At 61.9% G+C, this 23784-nt stretch carries 28 protein-coding genes; 24 read left to right on the plus strand and 4 right to left on the minus strand.

Annotated elements, in window-relative coordinates:
- Positions 1 to 152 precede the first annotated feature (152 nt).
- Complete coding sequence (locus BFQ00_RS02760; RefSeq protein ID WP_065932533.1) at positions 153 to 731, minus strand: Maf family protein; 579 nt, start codon at positions 729 to 731, stop codon at positions 153 to 155.
- 105 nt (positions 732 to 836) lie between these two features.
- Here BFQ00_RS02760 and BFQ00_RS02765 point away from each other — a divergent pair, with 105 nt between their 5' ends.
- From BFQ00_RS02765 to BFQ00_RS02860, 20 genes are all read left to right on the plus strand, one after another.
- A complete protein-coding gene (locus tag BFQ00_RS02765; RefSeq protein ID WP_065932534.1) occupies positions 837 to 1367 on the plus strand; it encodes a YceD family protein in 531 nt (176 codons plus the stop codon).
- A 13-nt stretch (positions 1368 to 1380) separates the two neighbouring features.
- Positions 1381 to 1563 carry a 50S ribosomal protein L32 gene (gene rpmF / locus BFQ00_RS02770; RefSeq protein WP_003179396.1) on the plus strand — a complete coding sequence of 61 codons (183 nt, stop codon included), beginning with the start codon at positions 1381 to 1383 and terminating at the stop codon, positions 1561 to 1563.
- 4 nt (positions 1564 to 1567) lie between these two features.
- Entirely contained in the window at positions 1568 to 2578 is a 1011-nt protein-coding gene (plsX, locus tag BFQ00_RS02775; RefSeq protein ID WP_083227286.1) for a phosphate acyltransferase PlsX, read from the plus strand.
- Positions 2579 to 2704: 126 nt separating this feature from the next.
- Positions 2705 to 3643, plus strand: a complete 939-nt coding sequence (fabD, locus tag BFQ00_RS02780; RefSeq protein ID WP_065883749.1) for an ACP S-malonyltransferase — start codon at positions 2705 to 2707, stop codon at positions 3641 to 3643.
- A gap of 24 nt (positions 3644 to 3667) precedes the next feature.
- A complete protein-coding gene (gene fabG / locus BFQ00_RS02785) occupies positions 3668 to 4411 on the plus strand; it encodes a 3-oxoacyl-ACP reductase FabG (RefSeq protein WP_057721118.1) in 744 nt (247 codons plus the stop codon).
- A gap of 191 nt (positions 4412 to 4602) precedes the next feature.
- Positions 4603 to 4839: an acyl carrier protein gene (gene acpP, locus BFQ00_RS02790; RefSeq protein WP_003175607.1), complete on the plus strand. Its 237-nt coding sequence runs from the start codon at positions 4603 to 4605 to the stop codon at positions 4837 to 4839.
- A 128-nt stretch (positions 4840 to 4967) separates the two neighbouring features.
- A complete protein-coding gene (gene fabF / locus BFQ00_RS02795; protein WP_057721119.1) occupies positions 4968 to 6212 on the plus strand; it encodes a beta-ketoacyl-ACP synthase II in 1245 nt (414 codons plus the stop codon).
- A complete protein-coding gene (gene pabC, locus BFQ00_RS02800) occupies positions 6212 to 7027 on the plus strand; it encodes an aminodeoxychorismate lyase (protein WP_065932536.1) in 816 nt (271 codons plus the stop codon). Before fabF ends, pabC begins: the two co-directional genes overlap by 1 nt.
- Entirely contained in the window at positions 7028 to 8149 is a 1122-nt protein-coding gene (gene mltG / locus BFQ00_RS02805) for an endolytic transglycosylase MltG (protein ID WP_065932537.1), read from the plus strand.
- A gap of 19 nt (positions 8150 to 8168) precedes the next feature.
- Positions 8169 to 8801, plus strand: coding sequence for a dTMP kinase (gene tmk / locus BFQ00_RS02810; protein ID WP_065932538.1), 633 nt, complete (start codon positions 8169 to 8171; stop codon positions 8799 to 8801).
- On the plus strand, positions 8794 to 9783 hold the full coding sequence (locus tag BFQ00_RS02815) for a DNA polymerase III subunit delta' (protein WP_065932539.1): 990 nt from the start codon (positions 8794 to 8796) through the stop codon (positions 9781 to 9783). Before tmk ends, BFQ00_RS02815 begins: the two co-directional genes overlap by 8 nt.
- Before the next feature lie 56 nt (positions 9784 to 9839).
- Complete coding sequence (locus tag BFQ00_RS02820; protein WP_065932540.1) at positions 9840 to 10643, plus strand: TatD family hydrolase; 804 nt, start codon at positions 9840 to 9842, stop codon at positions 10641 to 10643.
- A 535-nt stretch (positions 10644 to 11178) separates the two neighbouring features.
- The gene (locus BFQ00_RS02825; protein WP_065932541.1) at positions 11179 to 11832 is read left to right on the plus strand and encodes a TetR/AcrR family transcriptional regulator; all 654 of its coding nucleotides are present in this window, start codon (positions 11179 to 11181) and stop codon (positions 11830 to 11832) included.
- 116 nt (positions 11833 to 11948) lie between these two features.
- Entirely contained in the window at positions 11949 to 12917 is a 969-nt protein-coding gene (locus BFQ00_RS02830) for a GTP 3',8-cyclase MoaA (protein ID WP_065883735.1), read from the plus strand.
- 226 nt (positions 12918 to 13143) lie between these two features.
- Positions 13144 to 13749 (plus strand): DUF4823 domain-containing protein, encoded by a 606-nt coding sequence (locus tag BFQ00_RS02835; RefSeq protein ID WP_065932542.1) that lies wholly within the window; start codon positions 13144 to 13146, stop codon positions 13747 to 13749.
- A 16-nt stretch (positions 13750 to 13765) separates the two neighbouring features.
- Positions 13766 to 14326: a DUF1285 domain-containing protein gene (locus BFQ00_RS02840; RefSeq protein ID WP_065932543.1), complete on the plus strand. Its 561-nt coding sequence runs from the start codon at positions 13766 to 13768 to the stop codon at positions 14324 to 14326.
- A gap of 70 nt (positions 14327 to 14396) precedes the next feature.
- Positions 14397 to 15110: a GntR family transcriptional regulator gene (locus BFQ00_RS02845; RefSeq protein ID WP_065892931.1), complete on the plus strand. Its 714-nt coding sequence runs from the start codon at positions 14397 to 14399 to the stop codon at positions 15108 to 15110.
- Complete coding sequence (locus tag BFQ00_RS02850) at positions 15107 to 16120, plus strand: ADP-ribosylglycohydrolase family protein (protein ID WP_065932544.1); 1014 nt, start codon at positions 15107 to 15109, stop codon at positions 16118 to 16120. The genes BFQ00_RS02845 and BFQ00_RS02850 overlap by 4 nt, the downstream gene beginning before the upstream one ends.
- Positions 16121 to 16178: 58 nt before the next feature.
- On the plus strand, positions 16179 to 17645 hold the full coding sequence (locus BFQ00_RS02855) for a purine-cytosine permease family protein (protein ID WP_065932545.1): 1467 nt from the start codon (positions 16179 to 16181) through the stop codon (positions 17643 to 17645).
- Positions 17638 to 18555, plus strand: coding sequence for a PfkB family carbohydrate kinase (locus tag BFQ00_RS02860; protein ID WP_065932546.1), 918 nt, complete (start codon positions 17638 to 17640; stop codon positions 18553 to 18555). The genes BFQ00_RS02855 and BFQ00_RS02860 overlap by 8 nt, the downstream gene beginning before the upstream one ends.
- Before the next feature lie 115 nt (positions 18556 to 18670).
- On the opposite strand, the gene BFQ00_RS02865 is transcribed toward BFQ00_RS02860, so the two are convergent.
- Genes BFQ00_RS02865 through BFQ00_RS02875 form a run of 3 tightly spaced genes read right to left on the minus strand, consistent with a single transcriptional unit; the run spans position 18671 to position 19757 of the window.
- The gene (locus BFQ00_RS02865; protein WP_065883721.1) at positions 18671 to 19051 is read right to left on the minus strand and encodes a termination factor Rho; all 381 of its coding nucleotides are present in this window, start codon (positions 19049 to 19051) and stop codon (positions 18671 to 18673) included.
- Between the two features lie 49 nt (positions 19052 to 19100).
- On the minus strand, positions 19101 to 19367 hold the full coding sequence (locus BFQ00_RS02870) for a hypothetical protein (protein ID WP_065883719.1): 267 nt from the start codon (positions 19365 to 19367) through the stop codon (positions 19101 to 19103).
- Positions 19368 to 19418: 51 nt separating this feature from the next.
- On the minus strand, positions 19419 to 19757 hold the full coding sequence (locus BFQ00_RS02875; protein WP_065932547.1) for a hypothetical protein: 339 nt from the start codon (positions 19755 to 19757) through the stop codon (positions 19419 to 19421).
- 191 nt (positions 19758 to 19948) lie between these two features.
- On the opposite strand from BFQ00_RS02875, the gene BFQ00_RS02880 reads away from it, so the two are divergent.
- The 4 genes from BFQ00_RS02880 to araG all read left to right on the plus strand — a co-directional run.
- Positions 19949 to 20428, plus strand: a complete 480-nt coding sequence (locus BFQ00_RS02880) for a GNAT family N-acetyltransferase (RefSeq protein ID WP_065883715.1) — start codon at positions 19949 to 19951, stop codon at positions 20426 to 20428.
- Positions 20429 to 20577: 149 nt separating this feature from the next.
- Entirely contained in the window at positions 20578 to 21399 is an 822-nt protein-coding gene (locus tag BFQ00_RS02885) for an SDR family oxidoreductase (RefSeq protein WP_065932548.1), read from the plus strand.
- 32 nt (positions 21400 to 21431) lie between these two features.
- Positions 21432 to 22412, plus strand: a complete 981-nt coding sequence (locus tag BFQ00_RS02890) for a substrate-binding domain-containing protein (protein ID WP_104504402.1) — start codon at positions 21432 to 21434, stop codon at positions 22410 to 22412.
- Positions 22409 to 23784, plus strand: a 1376-nt coding sequence (araG, locus tag BFQ00_RS02895; RefSeq protein ID WP_065932549.1) for an L-arabinose ABC transporter ATP-binding protein AraG, incomplete at its 3' end; no start/stop codon positions are given. The genes BFQ00_RS02890 and araG, both read left to right, overlap by 4 nt.

Consider the following 23784-nt stretch of genomic DNA (forward strand, 5'->3'; position numbering starts at 1 on the left):
AGGGGCCGAGCTTGCGCTGATATCTCAAGCCAGCTGCAGATCAAAATGTGGGAGGGGGCTTGCCCCCGATGACGGTGTATCAGCTATAGATAAACTGGCTGATCCACCGCGATCGGGGGGCAAGCCCCCTCCCACATTGGGTCGATGTGTATTTAAGGAATTTGTACGCCTTCGGCCAGCAGCATATCCACCAGTCGAATCAGTGGCAGGCCAACAAGGCTGGTGGCATCCGGGCCGTCAGTGCTCTGGAACAGGCTCACACCCAGCCCTTCGGCCTTGAAGCTGCCCGCACAGTCATACGGTTGCTCGATCCGCAAATAACGCTCGACGCGCTCCGCGTCCAGTTCACGCATCTGCACGGTAAACGGTACGCAGTCGACCTGGCAGTGCCCCGTCTCGCTGTTGAGCAGTGCCAGGCCTGTAAGAAAGCTCACACGCTTGCCGCTGGCCGCCAACAATTGCTCGCGGGCATTTTCAAAGGTGTGGGGCTTGCCGATGATCCGGCCTTCCAGTGCCGCTACCTGATCAGAGCCAATGATCAAATGCCCGGGATGGCTGGCGGCGAGGGCGCGCGCTTTCTGTTCGGCCAGGCGCTTGACCAGCTCAAGGGCTGACTCACCCGGGCGATGGCTTTCATCGATATCCGGCGAGCTGCAGGTGAACGGCAAGTGCAGGCGGCTCAGCAATTCCCGGCGATAAACCGAGCTGGACGCGAGTAATAAAGGCAGCATATACGTCTCCTCAAGACAGCCGCAGATTCTAGCGGCGTGACCGGCTGACGCACAGGGCTGAATTTCCTTTGACATGGCCGGGTGCATCCCTATAATGCTGCGCCTATGTTGAATGACCCGATTCCACCTCACGTTGACCCGCGCAAATTGGCTGATCGTGGCACTTCCCTTCAAGGTGAATTGCCGCTGGCCGATTTGGAGAGACTCTGCGACTCGCTTTCCGACACTGTCGGTGCGGTCCAGGCCAAATTCGTTTTTGAACGAGATGAACGTAAATCTGTGGTAATTCACAGCGTTATCGACACCGAAGTCAAAATGGTTTGCCAGCGTTGTCTTGAGCTGGTCACCCTGCCGATCCACAGCGAATGCAGTTATGCCGTGGTGAAGGAGGGTGCGAATACCCAGTCGTTGCCGAAAGGTTATGACGTGCTGGAACTGGGCGAAGATCCTTTGGATCTGCATGCACTGATCGAGGAGGAGCTTTTGCTCGCCTTGCCCATTGTGCCTGCTCATCATCCGGAAGAATGCCAGCAGCCGGCGGGCCTCGATGACGAGCCCGAACCGAGCGAGGACGAGGTAACGCGGTCCAACCCGTTCAGTGTATTGGCGCAGTTAAAGCGTGACCCAAACGTTTAGGAGTTAATCAATTATGGCTGTTCAGCAGAACAAAAAATCCCGCTCCGCCCGTGACATGCGCCGTTCGCACGACGCTCTCGAGGCTAGCACCCTGTCCGTGGAAAAGACCACCGGTGAAGTTCACCTGCGTCACCACGTATCGCCAGAAGGCGTATACCGTGGCCGTAAAGTGATCGACAAGGGCGCTGACGAGTAATCACTTGTCTGCTCAAGTCATCGCGATTGACGCAATGGGCGGGGACTTCGGTCCCCGCAGCATTGTTCAGGCCTGCATTGCCAGCCTGTCTGCTACGCCCTCGCTGCACCTGACCCTTGTCGGTCAACCTACCCTTATTGAAGAACTGATTGCCAGCCATCCGGCGGTGGATCGCGCGCGCCTGACGGTTACGCCGGCCAGCGAAACCATCACCATGGACGAAAAACCGGCAGCAGCCCTGCGCGGCAAGCCCGACTCGTCCATGCGCGTGGCCCTGGAGTTGCTGCGCGACGGCAAGGTGCACGCCTGTGTCAGCGCCGGCAATACCGGCGCGCTGATGGCCCTGTCGCGGCATGTGCTCAAGACCCTGCCGGGCATTGATCGGCCGGCGATGGTGGCGGCGATTCCGACGCAGAAAGGTTATTGCCAGTTGCTGGACCTGGGGGCGAATGTCGATTGCAGTGCCGAGCATCTGTTGCAGTTCGCCGTGATGGGTTCGGTGGCCGCCGAAGCGCTGGGCGTGGTCCGGCCAAGGGTGGCCCTGCTGAATATCGGCACCGAGGAGATCAAGGGCAACCAGCAGGTCAAGCTGGCCGCTACCTTGCTGCAGGGCGCGCGGGGTTTGAACTACGTAGGTTTTGTCGAAGGTGACGGCTTGTACCGTGGCGAAGCCGACGTGGTGGTGTGTGACGGCTTTGTCGGCAACATTCTGCTCAAGTCCAGTGAGGGCTTGGCAACCATGATTGCCACGCGTATCGAAGCCTTGTTCAAGCAGAACCTGGCAGCGCGCATGGTCGGCGCCCTGGCGCTGCCGTTGATGCGTCGTCTGCAGGCCGACCTGGCGCCGGCGCGGCATAATGGCGCGAGTTTCCTGGGGTTGCAGGGCGTTGTGGTGAAAAGCCATGGCTCGGCAGGTGTCGAGGGTTTTCAGAGCGCGATTGCCCGTGCCGTGATCGAGATTCAGGACAACCTGCCGCAACGCCTGCGCGGGCGGCTGGAGGGCTTGTTGCCTTAGGCGAATCGGCCCGGGAGTGCTTAAATGTGACCGGCCAGTTCAATTGACCATCCAATCTGTCAGTTTCGCGCGCTCCCACCGTCGGCGTGCGCATTTTTGACGACCAGATCATTAGGGGCTTGTTACATGTCTACATCCCTCGCATTCGTCTTTCCAGGGCAAGGTTCGCAGTCCCTCGGCATGTTGGCCGAGCTGGGCGCGCAATACCCGCTGGTCCTGGATACTTTCAAGGAAGCTTCCGACGCCCTGGGTTATGACCTGTGGGCGCTGACCCAGCAGGGGCCGGAAGAGCAACTCAATCAAACCGACAAGACCCAGCCGGCCATTCTGACCGCTTCGATCGCCCTGTGGCGCGTGTGGCTGGCCGAAGGCGGCGCACGCCCGGCATTCGTCGCCGGTCACAGCCTGGGCGAATACAGCGCCCTGGTCGCGGCGGGCAGCCTGACCCTCGGTGAAGCGGTCAAGCTGGTCGAGCGTCGTGGCCAGTTGATGCAGGAGGCCGTTCCGGCCGGGCAGGGCGGCATGGCCGCGATCCTGGGCCTGGACGATGCCGTGGTGATCGAAGCCTGCGCCGAGGCGGCGCAGGGTGAAGTGGTCAGCGCGGTGAATTTCAACTCCCCTGGCCAAGTGGTCATCGCGGGTGCCAAGGCAGCGGTCGAGCGCGCCATCGAAGGCTGCAAGGCCCGGGGTGCCAAGCGTGCGCTGCCGTTGCCGGTCAGCGTGCCGTCACACTGCGAGCTGATGCGCCCGGCGGCCGAGCGTTTTGCCGAGTCCATCGCCGCGATCAACTGGCAGGCGCCGCAAATCCCGCTGGTGCAGAACGTCAGCGCCGCGGTCGCCCCGGACCTGGAGACCCTCAAGCGCGACCTGCTGGAGCAACTCTACAAGCCGGTTCGCTGGGTTGAATCGGTGCAGACCCTGGCCGCCAAGGGCGCCACCGAACTGGTCGAGTGCGGCCCGGGCAAAGTCCTGGCCGGCCTGAACAAACGCTGCGCCGACGGCGTATCGACTGCCAATCTCAATACCCCGGATGCCTTCGCTGCCGCTCGTGCGGCGCTGGCCTGATCCCCGAACTTAGGAGAAGCCTGCATGAGTCTGCAAGGTAAAGTTGCACTGGTTACCGGCGCAAGCCGTGGCATCGGCCAGGCCATCGCCCTGGAACTGGGCCGTCAGGGCGCCGTCGTGATCGGCACCGCCACCTCCGCCTCGGGTGCCGAGCGTATCGCCGCGACCCTGAAGGAAAACGGCGTGCAGGGCACCGGCCTTGAGCTGAACGTGACCAGTGACGAGTCCGTGGCAGCCGTGCTGGCCGCGATCACTGCTCAGTTCGGTGCGCCGGCGATTCTGGTGAACAATGCCGGTATCACCCGCGATAACCTGATGATGCGCATGAAAGACGACGAATGGTACGACGTGGTCGATACCAACCTGAACAGTCTGTTCCGCCTGTCCAAGGGTGTTTTGCGCGGCATGACCAAGGCGCGCTGGGGCCGAATTATCAATATTGGCTCCGTAGTGGGTGCCATGGGCAACGCCGGCCAAGTAAACTACGCTGCGGCCAAGGCCGGTCTGGAAGGTTTCAGCCGTGCACTGGCGCGTGAAGTCGGCTCGCGGTCGATTACGGTAAACTCGGTGGCCCCAGGGTTCATCGATACCGATATGACCCGTGAACTGCCCGAAGCACAGCGTGAAGCCTTGCTGACGCAGATTCCGCTGGGCCGTCTGGGCCAGGCCCAAGAGATCGCGAATGTGGTCACTTTCCTGGCATCCGACGGTGCGGCATACGTGACCGGGGCTACAATTCCGGTGAACGGCGGGATGTACATGAGTTAAATTGTGACGGATCGCTTCAAAAATATGTCATACGAGCTGTCTAAAATCCGTTATAAAGCTGCAACTTAATTTATAGGCAGGTGGTCGAGCGGGTACAGGGTGAAGCTTTCGGTTGAAAAACCGAAATGGCTTTCTATACACTTACCCACTGGCCAGCTGCCTGAATTTGTCCATTAGGAGTTAAACAAGGTATGAGCACCATCGAAGAGCGCGTCAAGAAAATCGTCGCCGAGCAACTGGGCGTTAAGGAAGAAGAAGTGGTCAACACTGCTTCCTTCGTAGAAGACCTGGGTGCCGATTCCCTTGACACCGTTGAGCTGGTGATGGCTCTGGAAGAGGAATTCGAGACCGAAATCCCGGACGAAGAAGCTGAAAAAATCACTACTGTTCAAGCTGCCATCGACTACGTTACTAGCCACCAGGCGTAATAGTTTGTAGTCGTCGCCTGCTGTCAGGGAAAAACCGCACTGCTGTAACGGCGTGCGGTTTTTTCTTTCAGCGGTGACGAAAAGTACGCTGCGAAGCAAAGTGTCGTCATTAGAAAAAGGAGAGTGCTGTGTCGCGTAGACGCGTCGTAGTCACCGGTATGGGTATGTTGTCGCCACTGGGCACGGATGTGCCAAGCAGTTGGCAGGGCATTCTGGCTGGCCACAGTGGTATCGGTCTGATCGAACACACGGACCTTTCTGCCTATTCCACCCGTTTTGGCGGCTCGGTAAAGGGTTTCAATGTCGAGCAATACCTTTCGCTCAAGGAATCGCGCAAGCTCGACCTGTTCATTCAATACGGCCTGGCAGCCGGTTTTCAGGCAGTGCGTAACGCCGGCCTGGAAGTCACCGACGCCAACCGTGAGCGCATCGGCGTGGCCATGGGTTCGGGGATTGGGGGTCTGACCAATATCGAAGAAACCAGCCGCACGCTGCACGATTCCGGTCCTCGTCGAATTTCACCGTTCTTCGTGCCGGGCTCGATCATCAATATGATTTCCGGTTTCCTGTCCATCCATTTGGGGGCACAGGGGCCTAACTACGCCATCGCAACGGCGTGCACCACGGGCACTCACTGCATCGGCATGGCGGCGCGTAACATCGCTTACGATGAAGCTGACGTGATGATTGCCGGTGGCGCCGAGATGGCTGCCTGCGGCCTGGGCATGGGCGGCTTCGGCGCGTCCCGTGCGCTGTCGACCCGCAACGATGAGCCGACCCGTGCCAGCCGTCCGTGGGACAAGGGCCGTGACGGTTTCGTGCTGTCCGACGGTGCCGGTGCCCTGGTACTGGAAGAGCTGGAGCATGCCAAGGCGCGCGGTGCCACCATCTATGCCGAGCTGATCGGGTTTGGCATGAGCGGTGACGCCTACCACATGACCTCGCCACCGTCCGACGGTGCCGGTGCTGCGCGCTGCATCACCAATGCCCTGCGCGATGCGAAGGTCAATGCCGACCAGGTGCAGTACATCAATGCCCATGGCACGTCGACGCCGACCGGCGACCTGGCGGAAGCCGAAGCCATCAAGTCGGTGTTCGGCGAACACGCCTACAAGCTGGCGGTCAGCTCCACCAAGTCCATGACCGGCCACCTGTTGGGCGCGGCGGGTGCGGTCGAGGCGATCTTCAGTGTCATGGCCATCAAGGACCAGGTCGCTCCGCCGACCATCAACCTCGATGAGCCGGACGAAGGCTGCGACCTCAACTTCGTGCCTCACGAAGCGCAACCGATGCCGATCGACGTGGTGATCTCCAACTCGTTCGGGTTTGGTGGCACCAACGGCTCGCTGGTGTTCCGCCGGTTCGCCGAGTGATGCACAGCTGGGTCGACGGTCAGCCAGCGGACAGCGTGCCCCTGAAAGATCGCGGCCTGGCGTATGGCGATGGTGTGTTTGAAACCATCGCGGTCAAGGCCGGGCAGCCGGTGCTGCTCGACCGTCACCTGCAGCGCCTCGATGAGGGCTGCAGGCGCCTCGCGTTGGAGGTGGATCACGCCCTGGTCCGCAGCGAAGTGCTGGCCTATGCCGCAGCCCTGGGCAATGGCGTGCTCAAGTTGATCCTGACCCGCGGCGACAGCCAGCGCGGTTACGGCATCAATCCCGATGCCGCGGTACGCCGTATCTTGCAGGGCGGCCCGCCCGCCACCTATCCCGAAGCCCATGGCACCGACGGCATCCGTCTGTTTGCGTGCGCCACCCGCCTGGCCGAACACCCGCTGCTGGCCGGGCTCAAACACCTGAACCGCCTTGAGCAGGTCATCGCCCGCGCCGAATGGCGGGATGCCGAGCATGCCGAAGGCTTGATGCTGGATAGGTCCGGGCGGGTGATCGAAGGCGTGTTCAGCAACCTGTTTGTGGTGCGCAACGGCGTGTTACGTACCGCTGATCTGACGCGTTGCGGCGTTGCCGGGGTGATGCGCGCCGAGATCCTCGACCAGGCGCAAGCCCTGGGCGTCCCGGTGGCCGTGGCCGACATCAGCCTGGAGCAGTTGCGACAGGCCGACGAAGTCTTCGTGTGCAACAGCGTTTATGGCATCTGGCCGGTACGCGAGTGCGCTGGGATGAGCTGGTCGGTTGGGCCGCTCACCCGTAAACTGCAGGGCATTGTTCGCGCGCTATTGGATATTTGAGTGATACGAAAACTGGTTGTGCTGCTGCTGGTCGGTCTGTTCTCGGCGGCTTTGCTGTCGGGCTTCTGTGCCTGGAAATACAACGCTGCCTTGAAGCAGCCGTTGCACCTGACCCAGGAGCAGTTGCTTGATGTTCCGGCAGGGGCCACGCCCACCGGCACCTTCAATCGTCTGGAAGCCGATGGCGTGCTCGACGGTGCCTTCTGGCTGCGTCTTTACTGGCGCTTTAACCTTGAGAACCAGCCGCTGCACAGCGGCGAATACCGCATGACCCCGGGCCTCACCGCCGAAGGCCTGATCGGCCTTTGGCAGCGTGGGGAAGTGGTGCAATACAGCCTGACCCTGGTGGAGGGATGGAACTTCCGCCAGGTGCGCTCGGCCCTGGCCAAGCACGAAAAGATCGTGCAGACCCTCACCGGCCTCAGTGACAGCGAAGTGATGGACAAGCTCGGCCATCCCGGCGTATTCCCTGAAGGGCGGTTCTTTCCCGACACCTACCGTTTCGTGCGGGGCATGACGGACGTCGAATTCCTGAAGAAAGCCTACAACCGTCTGGACGATGTGCTCGCCCAGGAGTGGAGCAGGCGCGCCGCTGATGCGCCTTACACCGAGCCTTATCAAGCGCTGATCATGGCCTCGCTGGTGGAGAAGGAGACCGGTGTGCCCGAAGAGCGTGGGCAGATTGCCGGTGTGTTCGTGCGTCGCCTGAAGCTGGGCATGATGTTGCAGACCGACCCCACGGTGATCTATGGCCTGGGTGAGCGCTACAACGGCAAATTGACCCGCGCCCATCTCAAGGAGGCCAACCCTTACAACACCTACATGATCGCCGGCCTGCCGCCGACACCTATCGCCATGGTGGGCCGCGAGGCGATTCATGCCGCCCTGAACCCGGTGCCGGGCAGCAGCCTGTATTTCGTCGCCCGTGGCGATGGCAGCCATGTGTTCTCGGATGACCTGGATGCGCATAATGCCGCCGTACGCGAGTTTCAACTCAAGCGCCGCGCCGATTACCGGTCCAGCCCGGCACCGCAGGTCAAGCCGCTGGAAGACACGGTGCCACCGGTTGACGTACCGGTAGACCCCGCGCCGGACACCAGCGCCCCGCAAAGCCCGCAATGACTCTGACTAAGGACTGCCTGTGACTGGCTTGTTTATGACCCTCGAAGGCCCGGAAGGCGCCGGCAAAAGCACCAACCGCGATTACCTGGCCGAGCGCCTGCGCGCCGCGGGCGTCGAAGTGGTATTGACCCGTGAGCCTGGCGGTACGCCGCTGGCCGAGCGCATCCGTGAAGTCTTGCTGGCGCCGGGTGACGAGCCGATGAATGCGGACACCGAGCTGCTGCTGGTGTTCGCCGCCCGTGCCCAGCATCTGGCCGAGGTGATCCGGCCGGCCCTGGCCCGCGGCGCCGTGGTGATCTGCGACCGTTTTACCGACTCCACCTACGCCTATCAGGGCGGTGGTCGTGGCTTGTGCCTGGAGCGTATCGCTGCCCTGGAAACCTTCGTACAGGGAGACCTGCGCCCCGACCTGACCCTGTTGTTCGACCTGCCGGTGGAAGTGGGCATGGCCCGCGCCAGCGCGCGCGGTCGCCTGGATCGTTTCGAGCTGGAAGGCCAGGCATTTTTCGACGCCGTGCGCACCGCGTTCCTCGAGCGTGCCAGGGCGGAGCCTGCGCGTTACTACCTGCTTGACGCCGCCCAGCCGCTGGCTCAGGTGCAGCAAGCCCTTGATGCGCTGTTACCGACCCTGCTGGAGCGCGCTCGTGGCTGAAGCCTACCCGTGGCAGGACGGTCTCTGGCAGCAATTGGCGGGTCGTGCCCAACACGCCCACGCCTATTTGCTGCACGGCCCCACCGGTATCGGCAAGCGTGCCCTGGCCGAGCGCTTGATGGCGAGTCTGTTGTGCCAGCGTCCCGTTGACCTGCAAGCCTGCGGCGAATGCAAATCCTGCCTGCTGCTGAAGGCCGGCAGCCACCCCGATAACTATGTGCTGGAACCTGAGGAAGCGGACAAGGCGATCAAGGTCGACCAGGTGCGCGACCTCGTCAGCTTCGTGGTGCAAACCGCGCAGATGGGCGGGCGCAAGGTGGTGCTGATCGAGCCGGTAGAGGCGATGAACATCAACGCCGCCAACGCGTTGCTCAAGAGTCTGGAAGAACCGTCCGGCGACACCGTGCTGTTGCTGGTCAGCCATCAGTCCAGCCGCTTGCTGCCGACCATCCGCAGCCGTTGCGTGCAGCAGGCATGCCCTTTGCCGAGCGAGGCCATGAGCCTGCAATGGCTGGCGCAGGCGCTGCCCGATTGCGCCGAGCAGGAACGGATCGAATTGCTGACCCTGGCCGCGGGCTCCCCGCTTGCGGCGGTGAAGCTGCACGCCCAGGGCGTGCGCGAGCAACGGGCACTGGTCGTAGACGGTGTGAAGAAGCTGATCAAGCAGGAACTGTCCGCCTCGCAATTGGCCGAAAGCGCGTGGAAGGACATTCCCTTGCTGCTGCTGTTCGACTGGTTCTGCGATTGGTCCAGCCTGATCCTGCGCTACCAGTTGACCCAGGACGAAAACGGCCTGGGTTTGCCGGACATGCGCAAGGTGGTGCAATACCTTGCGCAGAAGAGTGCCCAGGACAAGGTGCTGAGCATTCAGGACTGGATTCTCGCCCAGCGTCAGAAAGTGCTCGGCAAGGCCAACCTCAACCGCGTGCTGTTGCTTGAAGCACTGCTGGTCCAATGGGTCGGCTTGCTCGGCCGACGTTAATTTCCTTGGCCGACGGGTGTATCGTCGGCCAGACACTACTCAAGTTGTAATTGCCCATGCTCGTAGACTCCCATTGCCATCTCGACCGCCTTGATCTCGCCCAGCACAACGGCTCCCTGGACGCCGCCCTCGACGCTGCGCGCCAGCGCGGGGTAGGGCACTTCCTGTGCATCGGCGTCAGTGCCGAAAATGCCGCCGACGTCAAAGCCCTGGCTGATCGCTACGCCGATGTGGATTGCTCGGTGGGTATCCACCCGCTGGACCTCAAGCCCGGCGAAGCACCGGCCCTGGATTGGCTGCTCGGCGAACTCGACCATCCGCGCGTCGTCGCCATTGGCGAGACCGGCCTGGATTACCACTACGAACCCGAAGCCGCCGACCTGCAGCAGGCCTCATTCCGCCTGCACCTGCAGGCGGCGCAACACACCGGCAAACCGGTGATCGTCCACACCCGTGGGGCTCGCGCCGATACCCTGACGCTCTTGCGCGAAGCCGCGCTGCCCCAGGCCGGTGTGCTGCATTGTTTTACCGAGGATTGGGAGATGGCCAAGGCCGCCCTGGACCTGGGGTTCTATATTTCCCTGTCGGGCATCGTTACCTTCCGCAATGCCGACGCGTTGCGTGATGTGGCGCGCCAAGTGCCTGCCGACCGGCTGCTGGTGGAGACCGATTCGCCGTACCTGGCGCCGATCCCCCATCGCGGCAAGCCGAACCTGCCGGAGTATGTGCGTGACGTGGCGGATTATCTGGCGATGCTGCGCGGTGAGTCCTACGAGCGCTTCGCCGAGCAGACGACCGAGAACTTCAAACGTCTGTTTCCATTGGCCCATGTGGCCGGCGCTGCTACTTCTGCGACGTAGCGCGCTTGCTCGCGAAAAACGTCAACGATAACGCGTGCATCCTGGATAAACGCGGTGTCTATGAGTTCATCGCGAGCAAGCTCGCTCCTGCAGGAGAAAATCGCAGGCAAAAAAAACCCGGGTTCTGGGGGGTGAATCCGGGTTAAGACCATTAGGAGTAAAACAAGGGTACGCAGTCCGTCGGTACCCAGGTCGACGCTTCACTTGGGGGAGATGTCGCGACGACACTTGAAGTATTGATCACTCTGGGATTCAGTCCAGTCTCGATGGGTCGATTTTTAAACGGATTTGGAATACGCGCGCTTCGCTTGAGTTCTCATCGAGTGGATGCGCAGGTGGGAATGGCGCGTCTTGTTTCTGACTGATATCGGGCAAATCGTTGGCGTACTGAAAGTAAAGTGCACAACGGGGTCACATAGGCGTTGCCCAACGACCGTTCAGTCGGGATAATCCCTCGCATCGGGTAAATCGTATCGCCACGTATCCGTGGCCTGCGCAACCCTTCCTATTTCCGACCTTTGCAGACCTTTTCCTCATGCATAAAGAACCCCGTAAGGTCCGTGAGTTTCGCCGCCGTGAGCAGGAAATTCTCGACACCGCACTCAAATTGTTCCTCGAACAAGGCGAAGACAGCGTCACCGTCGAGATGATCGCGGATGCCGTGGGTATCGGCAAAGGCACGATCTACAAGCACTTCAAGTCCAAGGCCGAGATTTACCTGCGCTTGATGCTCGACTACGAGCGTGATTTGAACGAGCTGCTGCATTCGGCCGATGTCGACAAGGACAAAGAGGCGCTGTCCCGCGCCTATTTCGAGTTCCGCATGCGCGATCCCCAGCGCTACCGCCTGTTTGACCGCCTGGAAGAAAAGGTCGTCAAGGGCCATCAAGTGCCGGAAATGGTCGAGGAACTGCACAAGATCCGCGCCTCCAACTTTGAACGCCTGACCTTGCTGATCAAGGGCCGTATCAGCGAAGGCAAGCTCGAAGACGTGCCTCCGTACTTCCACTACTGCGCCGCTTGGGCGCTGGTGCATGGCGCCGTGGCGCTGTACCACTCGCCGTTCTGGAGCAATGTGCTGGAAGACCAGGAAGGCTTCTTCCAGTTCCTGATGGATATTGGCGTGCGCATGGGCAACAAGCGCAAGCACAGTACCGAGCCGCCGGCGGTGGAGTCGCCCCCCACCTGATGATTTACTGCCACGCGCAGTACCCCGGGAATATACTCAGGCAAGGCCCCTTGCTAAAAGCTGATTTATCAGTCAGCTTTTAGCGCGCCCCGATTCATCCTCTGCCGGAGTGGTTCATGATCGTCGATCGTCAAGGCAGGCGATTTCGCAATTTGCGGATCAGCCTGACCTCAGCCTGCAATTATGCCTGTACCTATTGCGTGCCCAACGGCAAGCGGCTGGTGGCTGCCCAGGACGAACTCTCGGCCCAGGCCATGGCGCGGGGCGTGGCGTACCTGATCGAAGCGGCCGGCATCGATCGCCTGCGGATTACCGGGGGTGAGCCGCTGGTGAGTCCCAAGCTGGAAGCCTTCATGGGCGCCGTGGGGCAGATGGGGCTCAGCGATATCAGCCTGACCACCAACGGCCAGTTGCTGGCGCGCAAGCTGCCGCTGCTGGTGGACGCGGGTATCCGGCGCATCAACGTGTCCCTCGATACCCTGGATGCCGACGCCTTTCGCAGCATCGCTCGTGGTGGCGACCTGGCCACCGTGCTCGACGGCATGGACCAGGCCCGCGCGGCCGGGATCAAGATCAAGGTCAATATGGTGCCCTTGCGCGGCCAGAACCTGGACCAGGTGCTGCCGTTGCTCGATTACTGCCTGGAGCGGGGCTACGAGCTGCGCTTTATCGAATTGATGCGCATGGGCCACTTGGCCAAAGACTCCAACGCCTTCCTGCAGCAATTCGTCAGCCTGCAGCAATTGCTCAGCCTGATCGGCGAACAGCATGAATACCTGCAAGCCAATGCGCCCGTCGACGCCACGGCCGTGCGCTATGAAGTGCCGGGCAAGGGCTTCTTTGGCGTGATCGCCAATGAGAGCGTGCCGTTCTGCCGCACCTGTTCGCGGTTGCGGCTGTCGTCCACGGGGTGGTTGCATGGTTGCCTGTCTTCGAGCAATCGTCACTACGTCGGCGACCTGCTGGACAAGCCGCGCCACCAGGCACTGCCGGCGCTGCAAGGGCTGCTGATGAAGGCCCTGGGCGACAAGCAGGAAGTGGCCTTCTCGGGCGGCGCGACGGTGATGAAGATCATTGGCGGCTAACTTCCTCCAATGTGGATGCGGTCTGTAGGAGCGAGCTTGCTCGCGAAAAACGTCAACGATAACGCGTGCCTTCTGAATGAGCGCGGTGCCTGTGGGTTTTTCGCGAGCCAGCTCGCTCCTACAGGGCATCAGGGCTTGCCCCCTCGCACATTTAAATCAAGCTGGCGCAGATTCTGCATCTCACGCCCATTCGCCGGTTTTCCGTCACCGGCTTCTGGAGGATAGGATGCGTAGTCTGGTTTTGTTGCTGGCGTCGTTGGCACTCAGTGGTTGCATGACCGTCAGCGATATGGCCGAAGGCACCCGCTATCAGATGAGCGACGCCGGCTTGCTCGACCACAGTGATACGCGTCGCACCGCTTCAATTCGTGTGCAGCCGGACTCCTTCATCTTTATCGCCCAGGGCGCTTTCGTGCCGCCCGGCAGCGCGTATCCGCGCCCCAACGTGGTGGCCGAGGAAGCGTTCAACGGCTTCGTCGAATATTTCCCCATGGTGCGTCGCGCCCGTCAGCCCGAAGGCCTCGAACAGGCCATGGCCGAAGCACGCGCGGTGGGCGCTCATTACTTGCTCTATTGCCGTTTTGCGGCAGCCGACGACCGTATCGGCAACGCCGATGAGTGGACCGACCAGCAAGCCCTGGACCGCCTTGGCCTGGACAGCGGCGTGATCCAGATCATGTTGATCGAGACCAGCACCCAGTATTTGATTGATACTGCACGCATTCGCAGTCGTGGCGGTTTACTGACGTTCCACGACAACACGCCACAAGATCTGATTGCCCGGCCCCTGGCCCAGTACGCCCGAAGCTTGCTCGGCATGAGCAATCAGTAAGCCTGAGGAGACCCCCATGACCGATACCGCCAAGGCCAACGATCTGTTGGCGCAACTGCCCAAGGGTAAAGGGCCGGCGCCCGTGCATCTGTGGAACCCGGACTTCTGCGGCAATATCGACATGCGCATCGCCCGTGACGGCACCTGGTTCTATCAGGGCACGCCTATCGGGCGCAAACCCATGGTCAAGTTGTTCTCCAACATCATTCGCCGCGATGGCGATGATTATTTCCTGGTCACGCCGGTGGAAAAGGTCGGCATCACTGTCGATGACGCGCCGTTTGTCGCCGTCACGCTTGAGGTGCAAGGGCAGGGGGAAAGCCAGGTGCTGCGGTTTACCACCAACGTCGACGAACAGATCGAGGCCGGCCCCGAGCACCCGTTGCGGGTGGTGATCGATCCGCTTACCGAGGAACCGGCGCCTTATCTGCGGGTGCGCAGCAATCTTGAAGCCCTGGTGCACCGCAACGCGTTTTACCAATTGGTGGAGTTGGCCGTGAGCCGTCCGATCAACGGTCAGAACTGGCTTGGGGTATGGAGCAGCGGGGAGTTTTTCCCGATTGGCCTGGAGCCCTGACGTCGGTTTTTTCATTGCCCTGACATAATTCGCTTGCTGGAGACGGCGCCTTTCGGTTATCAATTTGTACATGATTAGACATGTTCGATTCGATAAGAAAAAACGCGTCGTCGACGAGCTCATCCGCCGTATCGAGGGTGGGGTGATGGCCGACGGTTTCCTGTTGCCGGGTGAACACCAATTGGCCGAGGAGTTTGCGGTCAGTCGTGGCACTCTGCGCGAGGCGCTGGCTGAGCTCAAGCGGCGCAATTACATCGCCACCCAAAGCGGTGTCGGCTCCATTGTCACCTTTGATGGTATGGGGCTCGACCAGCGCCACGGGTGGGCCCAGGCCCTGGCGGACACCGGCGCGCAGGTGAGCACCGAGGTGCTGCGCTTCGAAGCGGTGACACGCCCGGACTTGTCCAGCCGTTTGGGCAGCGAGCAGTTCATTGCCCTCGATCGCCTGCGCCGCACCGCCGACGGAACAGCGGTGTCGCTTGAACGCTCGCTGATGCCCGCCACCGGTGACCTGGAAAGCCTGCCCCGCATCGGCCTGATCGACCATTCCCTGACCATCACCCTGGCGGCCTACGGCTATGTGGGCGCCACGGGCGACCAATGGATCGGCGCCGAGGCCCTGGGCGATGAAGACGCTCAGTTACTCGGCCGTCCGGCCGGCACAGTATTTCTCAAGGCCTCGCGCACCACCTATGACCGTCGCGAGCGTTTCATGGAGCATGTCGAAAGCTTGCTCGACCCTGTGCATTTTCGTTTGCACCTGCAATTTGGGGCGTCCAAATGACTGCTGAAATCCGCGCGCTCGGCGCTTTTTATGGCCTGGCCCTGGGCGATGCGCTGGGCATGCCCACCCAATCCCTGAGTCGTGAGCAGGTCCGCCAGCGCTTCGGCGCCATCACCGCCCTGGAAGATGCTGGCCCCGATCAACCGATCGCGCCGAACATGCCCGCCGGTTCGATCACCGATGACACCGAACAGGCGATCCTGGTCGGTGAGTTGTTGGTCGAAGGCCGCGGTACGATCGAACCCGGCGTTCTCGCCCAACGCCTGATCGACTGGGAGGCGACCATGCGCGCCAAGGGTTCCCAGGACCTGCTCGGGCCGTCCACCAAGCGGGCGATCGACATGATCCTCGCCGGGCACACCCCCGAAGAATCCGGGCGCTACGGCACCACCAATGGCGCAGCCATGCGCATCACGCCAGTGGGCATCGCCGCCGATGTCAGCGACCCGGCGCGGTTTATCCAGGCGGTGATCCAGGCCTGCCAGGTCACCCATAACACCAGCCTGGGCATTGCCAGCGCGGCGGCGGTCGCGGCGGTGGTCTCGGCCGGTATCAATGGCGTCGATCTGGGCGAAGCGCTGAACATCGGCACCCAGGTGGCGCAACAGGCCGAACACCATGGCCACTGGGTTGCCGGCGGACGCATGTCGACCCGCATCAGTTGGGCACGCACCCTGAGCGTCGGCAGCGGAGACACTGCGCTGTTCACCGACTTGCTCTATGAATTGATTGGTACCTCCGTCGCCTCCCAGGAGTCGGTGGTGGTGTCGTTCGCCCTCGCGCAGCAAGTGGCGTCGGGCGACATGAACGCGTTCCAAGCGCTGTGCCTGGCCGCGAGCCTGGGCGGCGACACCGACACCATCGCCGCGATCCTCGGCGCCATGCTTGGCGCGTGTCTGGGGATGCAGTGCTGGCCCGGGCCGTTGATCGAGCAGGTCAAGCAGGTCAACGGCCTGGATGTGCAAGCGCTGGTTCAAGACCTGCTCGCCCTGCGCCAGGCATCACGTTGATCCGCCATTGAAGCGTTGCCACAACCATAACAATACAGGCATCAGGAGCCCCCACCCCATGAGCAGCACCTCTTCCGGCCAAAGCGCCGGGCAATTGGAAACGCGCGGCATCGAGCCGGTCCCGGAAGGCGAGTGCAACGGGCATCCGCTGCAACTGTTCTGGGTCTGGTTCGCGGCCAATATCAGCATCCTCGGCTTGCCGCTGGGTGCCACCCTGGTTGCGTTTCGCGGCCTGGCGATCTGGCAGGCGATCATCGTCGCAATCCTGGGCGCTGCCGGTTCCTTCGCGGTGGTGGGCATCATTTCCATCGCCGGTCGCCGTGGCCGCGCGCCCAGCCTGACCTTGTCCCGCGCCATCTTCGGCGTACGCGGCAATATCGGGCCGACCCTGGTGTCGCTGATGTCGCGCCTGGGCTGGGAAACGGTCAATACCACCACAGCCGCCTTTGTGTTGCTGTCGCTGTGCTCGATCCTGTTCGGTTCCCCGGTGGAAGCGAAAAGCGCGCCGTTGCTCACCCTGATCTTCATCGCCGTTTTCGTGCTGCTGACCCTGGCCGTTTCCGGCCTGGGCCATGCCACCTTGCTGGTGATCCAGAAATGGGCGACCTACGTGTTCGGCGCGCTGAATATTCTGGTGGGCGGCTTCCTCTGCGCCACCATCGACTGGAGCGCAGTCTTCAACGCCACGCCGGCGCCGCTGAGCGCCATGATCATCGGCGTCGGCACCATGGCGGCCGGTACCGGTATCGGCTGGGCCAACGCCGGTGCCGATATGTCGCGTTACCAGCACCGCAGCGTCAAGGCCGTGCGCCTGGTGGCCTCTGCCGCGTTCGGTGCGGGCATCCCGCTGGTGTTGCTGATCACCCTCGGTGGCCTGCTGTCGGTGGGTAACAACGACCTGGCCTCGGCCACGGACCCGATCATTGCGATCCGCGACATGCTGCCGACCTGGATGGCGGTGCCGTACCTGATCACCGCGTTCGGCGGGCTGCTGTTGTCGAACAACCTGTCGGTGTATTCAGCCGGCCTCACCACCCTGACCCTGGGCCTGAAGGTCAAGCGCGTGCACGCGGTGATCGTCGACATCGTGGCGATTTTTGCCGGCTCCATTTACTTCATGCTGATCGCCGACAGTTTCTACGGTCCGTTCATCACCTTCATCTCCTTGCTGGCGGTACCGATTACCGCCTGGGTGGGGATTTTCGTGGTCGACCTGATCCACCGTCACTACTACAGCCCCAAGGATTTGCTGGATGTCAGCCCGAGCAGCGCCTACTGGTATCGCGGCGGTGTGGAGTGGCGCGCATTTGGCGCCTGGGCGCTGGCCATCGTGCTGGGGTTCAGCTTCACCACCATCGGCACCACCGCCGACAACATCTGGTTTGCCGGGCCATTGTCCGATTCCTGGCTCGGCCATAACGGCCTCGGCTGGATCGTCACCTTCCTGGTGGCCGGCGGCGTCTATGCCGTACTCGGCGGCGCTGCCGATCGACGTCCCGCGTCAGTCGAGCGTCCCAATGTCTAGATTGCTGCACACCGGACAGGTCATCGTCGACCTGGTCATGGCCCTCGATACCTTGCCGCCGAGCGGAGGCGACGTGTTGGCCAGGTCCGCCAGTTTCGAAGCCGGCGGTGGCTTCAACGTCATGGCCGCCGCGCGGCGCAATGGTTTGCCGGTGGTTTACCTGGGACGTCACGGCAGCGGCCGCTTTGGTGACCTGGCCCGCGCTGCGATGCAGGCAGAAGGCATTGAAATGGCACTGCCGGCCAGCAGCGGCCAGGACACCGGCCTGTGCGTCTCCCTGACCGAAGCCACCACGGAGCGCACGTTCATTTCCCACCTCGGCGCCGAGGGGGAACTGAGTGCCGATGACCTGGCCCGGGTAGTGCCGCGCAGCGATGACTATGTGTATGTCAGCGGTTACAGCCTGCTGCTTGAGGGCAAGGCGCAGGCGCTGATCGACTGGTTGCTGGCGCTGCCGCGCGAGGTGCTGGTGATGTTCGATCCAGGCCCGCTGGTCAAGGCGCCGGACTCGGCCTTGATGCGAGCGCTGTTGCCGCGTATCGATATCTGGACCAGCAATGGGCCTGAAGCACTGGCGTTTACCGGTGCACCGGACATCGCCGCTGCGCTGCCCGCGTTGAGTCGGCACTTGCCCGCCAACGCGCTGTTGGTGGTGCGCGATGGGCCTGGTGGGTGCTGGGTAGGGCAGGCGGGCGACGTCAGGCATGCGCCGGGTTTCAAGGTGCAGGCGGTGGACAGCAATGGCGCGGGGGATGCGCATGCGGGGGTGTTTATCGCCGCACTGGCGAACGGCTTGAACGCCTTCGAGGCAGCGCGTCGAGCGAATGCAGCGGCGGCGTTGGCGGTGACACGCTGGGGGCCGGCTACCTCTCCCGGCACCTCTGAAGTTGACGCATTGCTAGCTGAATAAACACGGACAAAAATGTGGGAGGGGGCTTGCCCCCGATAGCGGTGGGTCAGCTATAGATGAGCTGACTGTTACACCACTATCGGGGGCAAGCCCCCTCCCACATTTGAAGCTATGTTCAACCGGCCTTGCGCAGCGCTTGGATCAGCTCATCCTTGCGCATGGTCGAACGCCCGGGAATATTCCTGGCCCGCGCTTCCTTCATCAGGCTTTCCTTGGTTTGTGTGCCAAGCGACGCACGACTGCTGCGAGGATGCCCCTCACGGCTGGCGGCCGCGCGCTTGGCTGAATCCTGCTGGTCCTGTTTCTTCTTGGCCGGCGCCTTGCGCTGACCGGACCCGCCGGTTTTTTCACCGCCGCCGGACTGCTTGTTGACGGTAGCCCAGGCACGGGCTTCGGCTTCCTCCTTGGACACGCCCTTATGCTCATAACTGTCTTCGATATGAGCGGCCTTGCGTTTCTGTTCGGTGGTGTATTTGGCTTTGCTTCCACGAGGCATCGCTAAAACTCCTTCTGGCCCCAGCGGCGGGGCCAGACCACAAATGAAATCACTGCAAGCCTTGACCCTCGAGCTTGCGCGCCTCATCCACGCCCGACGCGGTCAACTTGATCGGCAGGTTCAACGAATATTCGCCGGCGTCGTCGGTGGTCACATGTCCATCCTTGATCAGCCCGCGGTCCTGCAGGAAGGCCAAGACACTGGCGACTTCTTTTCCGCCGCGGTAGTTATCCAGCACCTCCTTGCCCAAACCTTGCGGATGAGCGTGCAGCAGGCGGGTGAGGACTTCTCGTTCAAGGTTTCTATCAACGTTCATGTGTACCTCTTCACTGGGAAATGATCGGGTGTCGAGCGTGTCAGGCAGGGATCAAGGTGCAGGCTGTTTTGGTGCGCCTGGCAGGTTCGAATCGTCGCCTTTATTGATCTTCGGTTCGTTCACCGATGGGCCCATTTTGCCGTTGCCGACGGCAGCAGGTGCCTGGCGCTGGGTGTCGTGACCCTGGGTGTGCGGGTCGGCGGCGTTGGTGTTGTCGATGATCGCGCCGCCATTGGTGTCGAGGCCGGTGCCCATGGATTTTTGCGATTCGGTGGTGGCGTCAGGCGTTGGATCGGTCGGGCCGGTCGCCGAGGTGGCGGCAAACGCGCTCAACGACGCAGCAGACAGCAGGCCGGTGAGGGCCAGGGCAGCAAATTTGGAATTTTTCATGAGGGTGTCTCCATATGATTAATGTCCTTACCCTTGATTGGTCAGCCGCACTTTGCTGTTTGTGCCTTGATGGCGACGAACGGTCTTACGCGGCCTGTAAGAATTTGTGTACCCGTCGTAGGGAAATTGCGCTGCAATCAGTCATCAAAGCGTCTTAGTATGTGGGCTTTGAACTTGCCCAAGGCGCGCCCATGACCATCGAGATTCGCCCCGCCGTACCCAGCGATGCTGCGCAGATCCTGACTTTCATTACTGAACTGGCCGAGTATGAGAAAGCCCGGCACGAAGTGGTCGCCAGCGTGGTGGATATCGAACGCAGTTTGTTCAGCGAGGGCTCTACCGCCCACGGCCTGATCTGTTCGCGCGACGGCCTGCCGATTGGCTTTGCGGTGTTCTTTTTCAGCTACTCCACCTGGCTTGGCAGTAACTGCCTGTATCTGGAAGACCTTTATATCAACCCGGAACAGCGCGGCGGCGGGGCGGGCAAGAAGTTGCTGCGCCACCTGGCCAGGATCGCCTGCGACAACGGTTGCGGGCGCTTCGAGTGGAGCGTGCTGGACTGGAACGAGCCGGCGATTGCGTTCTACAAGTCCATCGGCGCGCAGCCCCAGGAAGAGTGGGTGCGCTACCGCATGGAAGGCAATGCGCTGAGGGATTTCGCCCAGGGCTGACAGGCGCGCGGAACCGGCCCTATACGGCCGGTTTTTTTATAGGTTTGTTCACATTGTGGGATGTAAATTTATATATTGAGATGTTTCAAGCTGTGGGTTTATAGTCGCCTGCATCAGCACTCACTGCCAAAAATAAAACAGGTGAAGCGATGCAGGCACAACCGTTGTCCCTACCCGCCGTGCCCGAGCCTACTTACGGCGAGCGACTCAAGCACAAGGTGGTGATCATCACCGGCGCTGCGCAAGGCATTGGCGAGGCCATCGTGGCGTGCTTCCAGGCACAGCAGGCGCGGTTGGTGATCGCGGATATCCAGGCCGACAAGGTCGAGAAAGTCGCGGCCCATTGGCGCGAACGCGGCGCCGAGATTGTCGCGCAGGCTGTGGATATCACTTGCACAGAGCAATGGCAGGCACTGGTCAATGTGGCCATCGAGCGCTTCGGCCGCGTGGACGTGCTGGTCAACTGCGCCGGGGTCAATGTGTTTCGCGACCCGCTGCAAATGACCGACGAGGACTGGCGCCGCTGCTTCGCCATTGACCTTGACGGCGCCTGGTACGGTTGCCGCGCGGTGCTGCCGCACATGATCGAGCAGGGCATCGGCAACATCATCAACATCGCGTCCACCCATTCCAGCCACATCATTCCCGGCTGTTTTCCCTACCCTGTGGCCAAGCACGGCCTGCTCGGCCTCACCCGCGCCCTTGGCATCGAATACGCGCCCAAGGGCATCCGCGTGAATGCCATCGCCCCGGGCTATATCGAAACCCAGCTCAACGTCGACTACTGGAACGCGTTCCCCGACCCCCACGCGGAGCGCCAGCGCGCGTTCGACCTGCACCCGCCCAAGCGCATCGGCCAGCCCATCGAGGTGGCGATGAGCGCGCTGTTTCTGGCGACCGACGAGGCGCCCTTTATCAATGCCACCTGCCTGATGATCGATGGCGGGCGGTCTGTGATGTACCACGACTAAACCGTTTTCCAATAACAACAATGAGGTGGTCCATGTTCAAGAAGACACTCGGCGCTGTGGCGCTTGCGTTGGCGTTCAGTGGGTTCGCATCCGCTGAAGAAGTGAAGATCGGCTTCCTGGTCAAACAGGCCGAAGAACCCTGGTTCCAGACCGAATGGGCCTTCGCCGAGAAAGCCGGCAAGGAGCACGGTTTCACCGTGATCAAGATCGCCGTGCCGGATGGCGAGAAAACCCTGTCGGCCATCGACAGCCTGGCCGCCAACGGCGCCAAGGGCTTTGTGATCTGCCCGCCGGATGTGTCCCTCGGCCCGGCGATTGTCGCCAAGGCCAAGGTCAACGGCCTCAAAGTGATGGCCGTGGATGACCGCTTTGTCGATGCCAAGGGCAACTTCATGGAGGACGTGCCGTACCTGGGCATGGCCGCGTTTGAAGTGGGCCAGAAGCAGGGCGCCGCCATGGCCGCCGAAGCGAAAAAACGCGGCTGGGACTGGAAGGACACCTACGCGGTGATCAACACCTTCAACGAACTCGACACCGGCAAGAAACGCACCGACGGTTCGATCAAATCCCTGGAAGAAGCCGGCATTCCCAAGGACCACATCCTCACCGCCGCGCTTAAAACCCTCGACGTGCCCGGCAGCATGGACGCCACCAACTCGGCCCTGGTCAAGCTGCCCAGCGGCGCGAAAAACCTGATCATCGGCGGCATGAACGACAACACCGTGCTCGGTGGCGTACGTGCCACTGAAAGCGCCGGCTTCAAGGCCGCCAACGTGATCGGCATCGGCATCAATGGCACCGACGCCATCGGCGAATTGAAGAAAGCCGACAGCGGCTTCTTCGGCTCGATGCTGCCAAGCCCGCATATCGAGGGCTACAACACCGCGCTGGCGATGTACGAGTGGGTCACCACCGGTAAAGAGCCCGCCAAATACACCGCCATGGACGAAGTGACCCTGATCACCCGCGCCAACTTCCAGGAAGAACTGACCAAGATCGGGCTGTGGAAATGACCGCTGCGGCCCTGCGTTTTGACGGTATCGGCAAAACCTTCCCTGGGGTCAAGGCGCTCGATGGCATCAGCTTCACCGCGCACCCGGGGCAAGTGCACGCCCTGATGGGCGAGAACGGTGCGGGTAAATCGACGCTGCTGAAGATCCTCGGCGGCGCCTATATTCCCAGCAGCGGCACGGTGCAGATCGGCGAGCAGGTCATGGCCTTCAAGAACGCCGCCGACAGCATTGCCAGCGGCGTGGCGGTGATCCACCAGGAGCTGCACCTGGTGCCGGAAATGACCGTGGCCGAGAACCTGTTCCTCGGGCATCTGCCGTCGCGTTTTGGCGTGGTCAACCGCAGCGTGCTGCGCCAGCAGGCGCTGGCGTGCCTCAAGGGCCTGGCCGATGAAATCGATCCCCAGGAAAAGCTCGGCCGCCTGTCCCTGGGCCAGCGCCAATTGGTGGAAATCGCCAAGGCGCTGTCCCGTGGCGCCCACGTGATTGCCTTCGATGAGCCGACCAGCAGCCTCTCTGCGCGTGAGATTGATCGCTTGATGGCGATCATTGCGCGCCTGCGCGATGAGGGCAAAGTGGTGCTCTATGTCTCGCACCGCATGGAAGAAGTGTTCCGTATCTGCACTGCGGTGACGGTGTTCAAGGACGGGCGCTTCGTGCGCACCTTCGAGGACATGAGCGCACTGAGCCACGACCAACTGGTGACCTGCATGGTCGGCCGCGATATCCAGGACATTTACGACTATCGCCCGCGCGAGCACGGCGAAGTGGCCCTCAAGGTCGACGGTCTGCTCGGTCCCGGCCTGCGCGAACCGATCAGTTTCAACGTGCGCAAAGGCGAAATCCTCGGCCTGTTCGGCTTGGTGGGGGCAGGGCGCACGGAACTGTTCCGCCTGCTCAGCGGCCTGGAGCGTGCCAGTGCCGGCAGCCTGGAGTTGTGCGGTGAGCCGCTGCAGTTGCGCTCACCGCGCGATGCCATCGCAGCCGGCGTGCTGCTGTGCCCGGAAGACCGCAAGAAGGAGGGCATCATTCCGCTGTCCAGCGTTGCTGAAAACATCAACATCAGTGCCCGGGGCGCGCATTCGGCGTTCGGCTGGCTGCTGCGTGATGGCTGGGAGAAGGGCAACGCCGACGGGCAAATCAAGGCCATGAAGGTCAAGACGCCGAGCGCCGAGCAGAAAATCATGTACCTGTCCGGCGGCAACCAGCAGAAGGCCATTCTCGGCCGCTGGCTGTCGATGCCGATGAAAGTGCTGCTGCTGGATGAACCCACACGCGGTATCGATATCGGCGCCAAATCGGAGATCTATCAGATCATCCACAACCTCGCGGCCCAGGGTATTGCGGTGATCGTGGTGTCCAGCGACCTGATGGA

This window comes from Pseudomonas sp. 28 E 9, from assembly GCF_900004785.1.
GTDB lineage: Bacteria > Pseudomonadota > Gammaproteobacteria > Pseudomonadales > Pseudomonadaceae > Aquipseudomonas > Aquipseudomonas orientalis_A.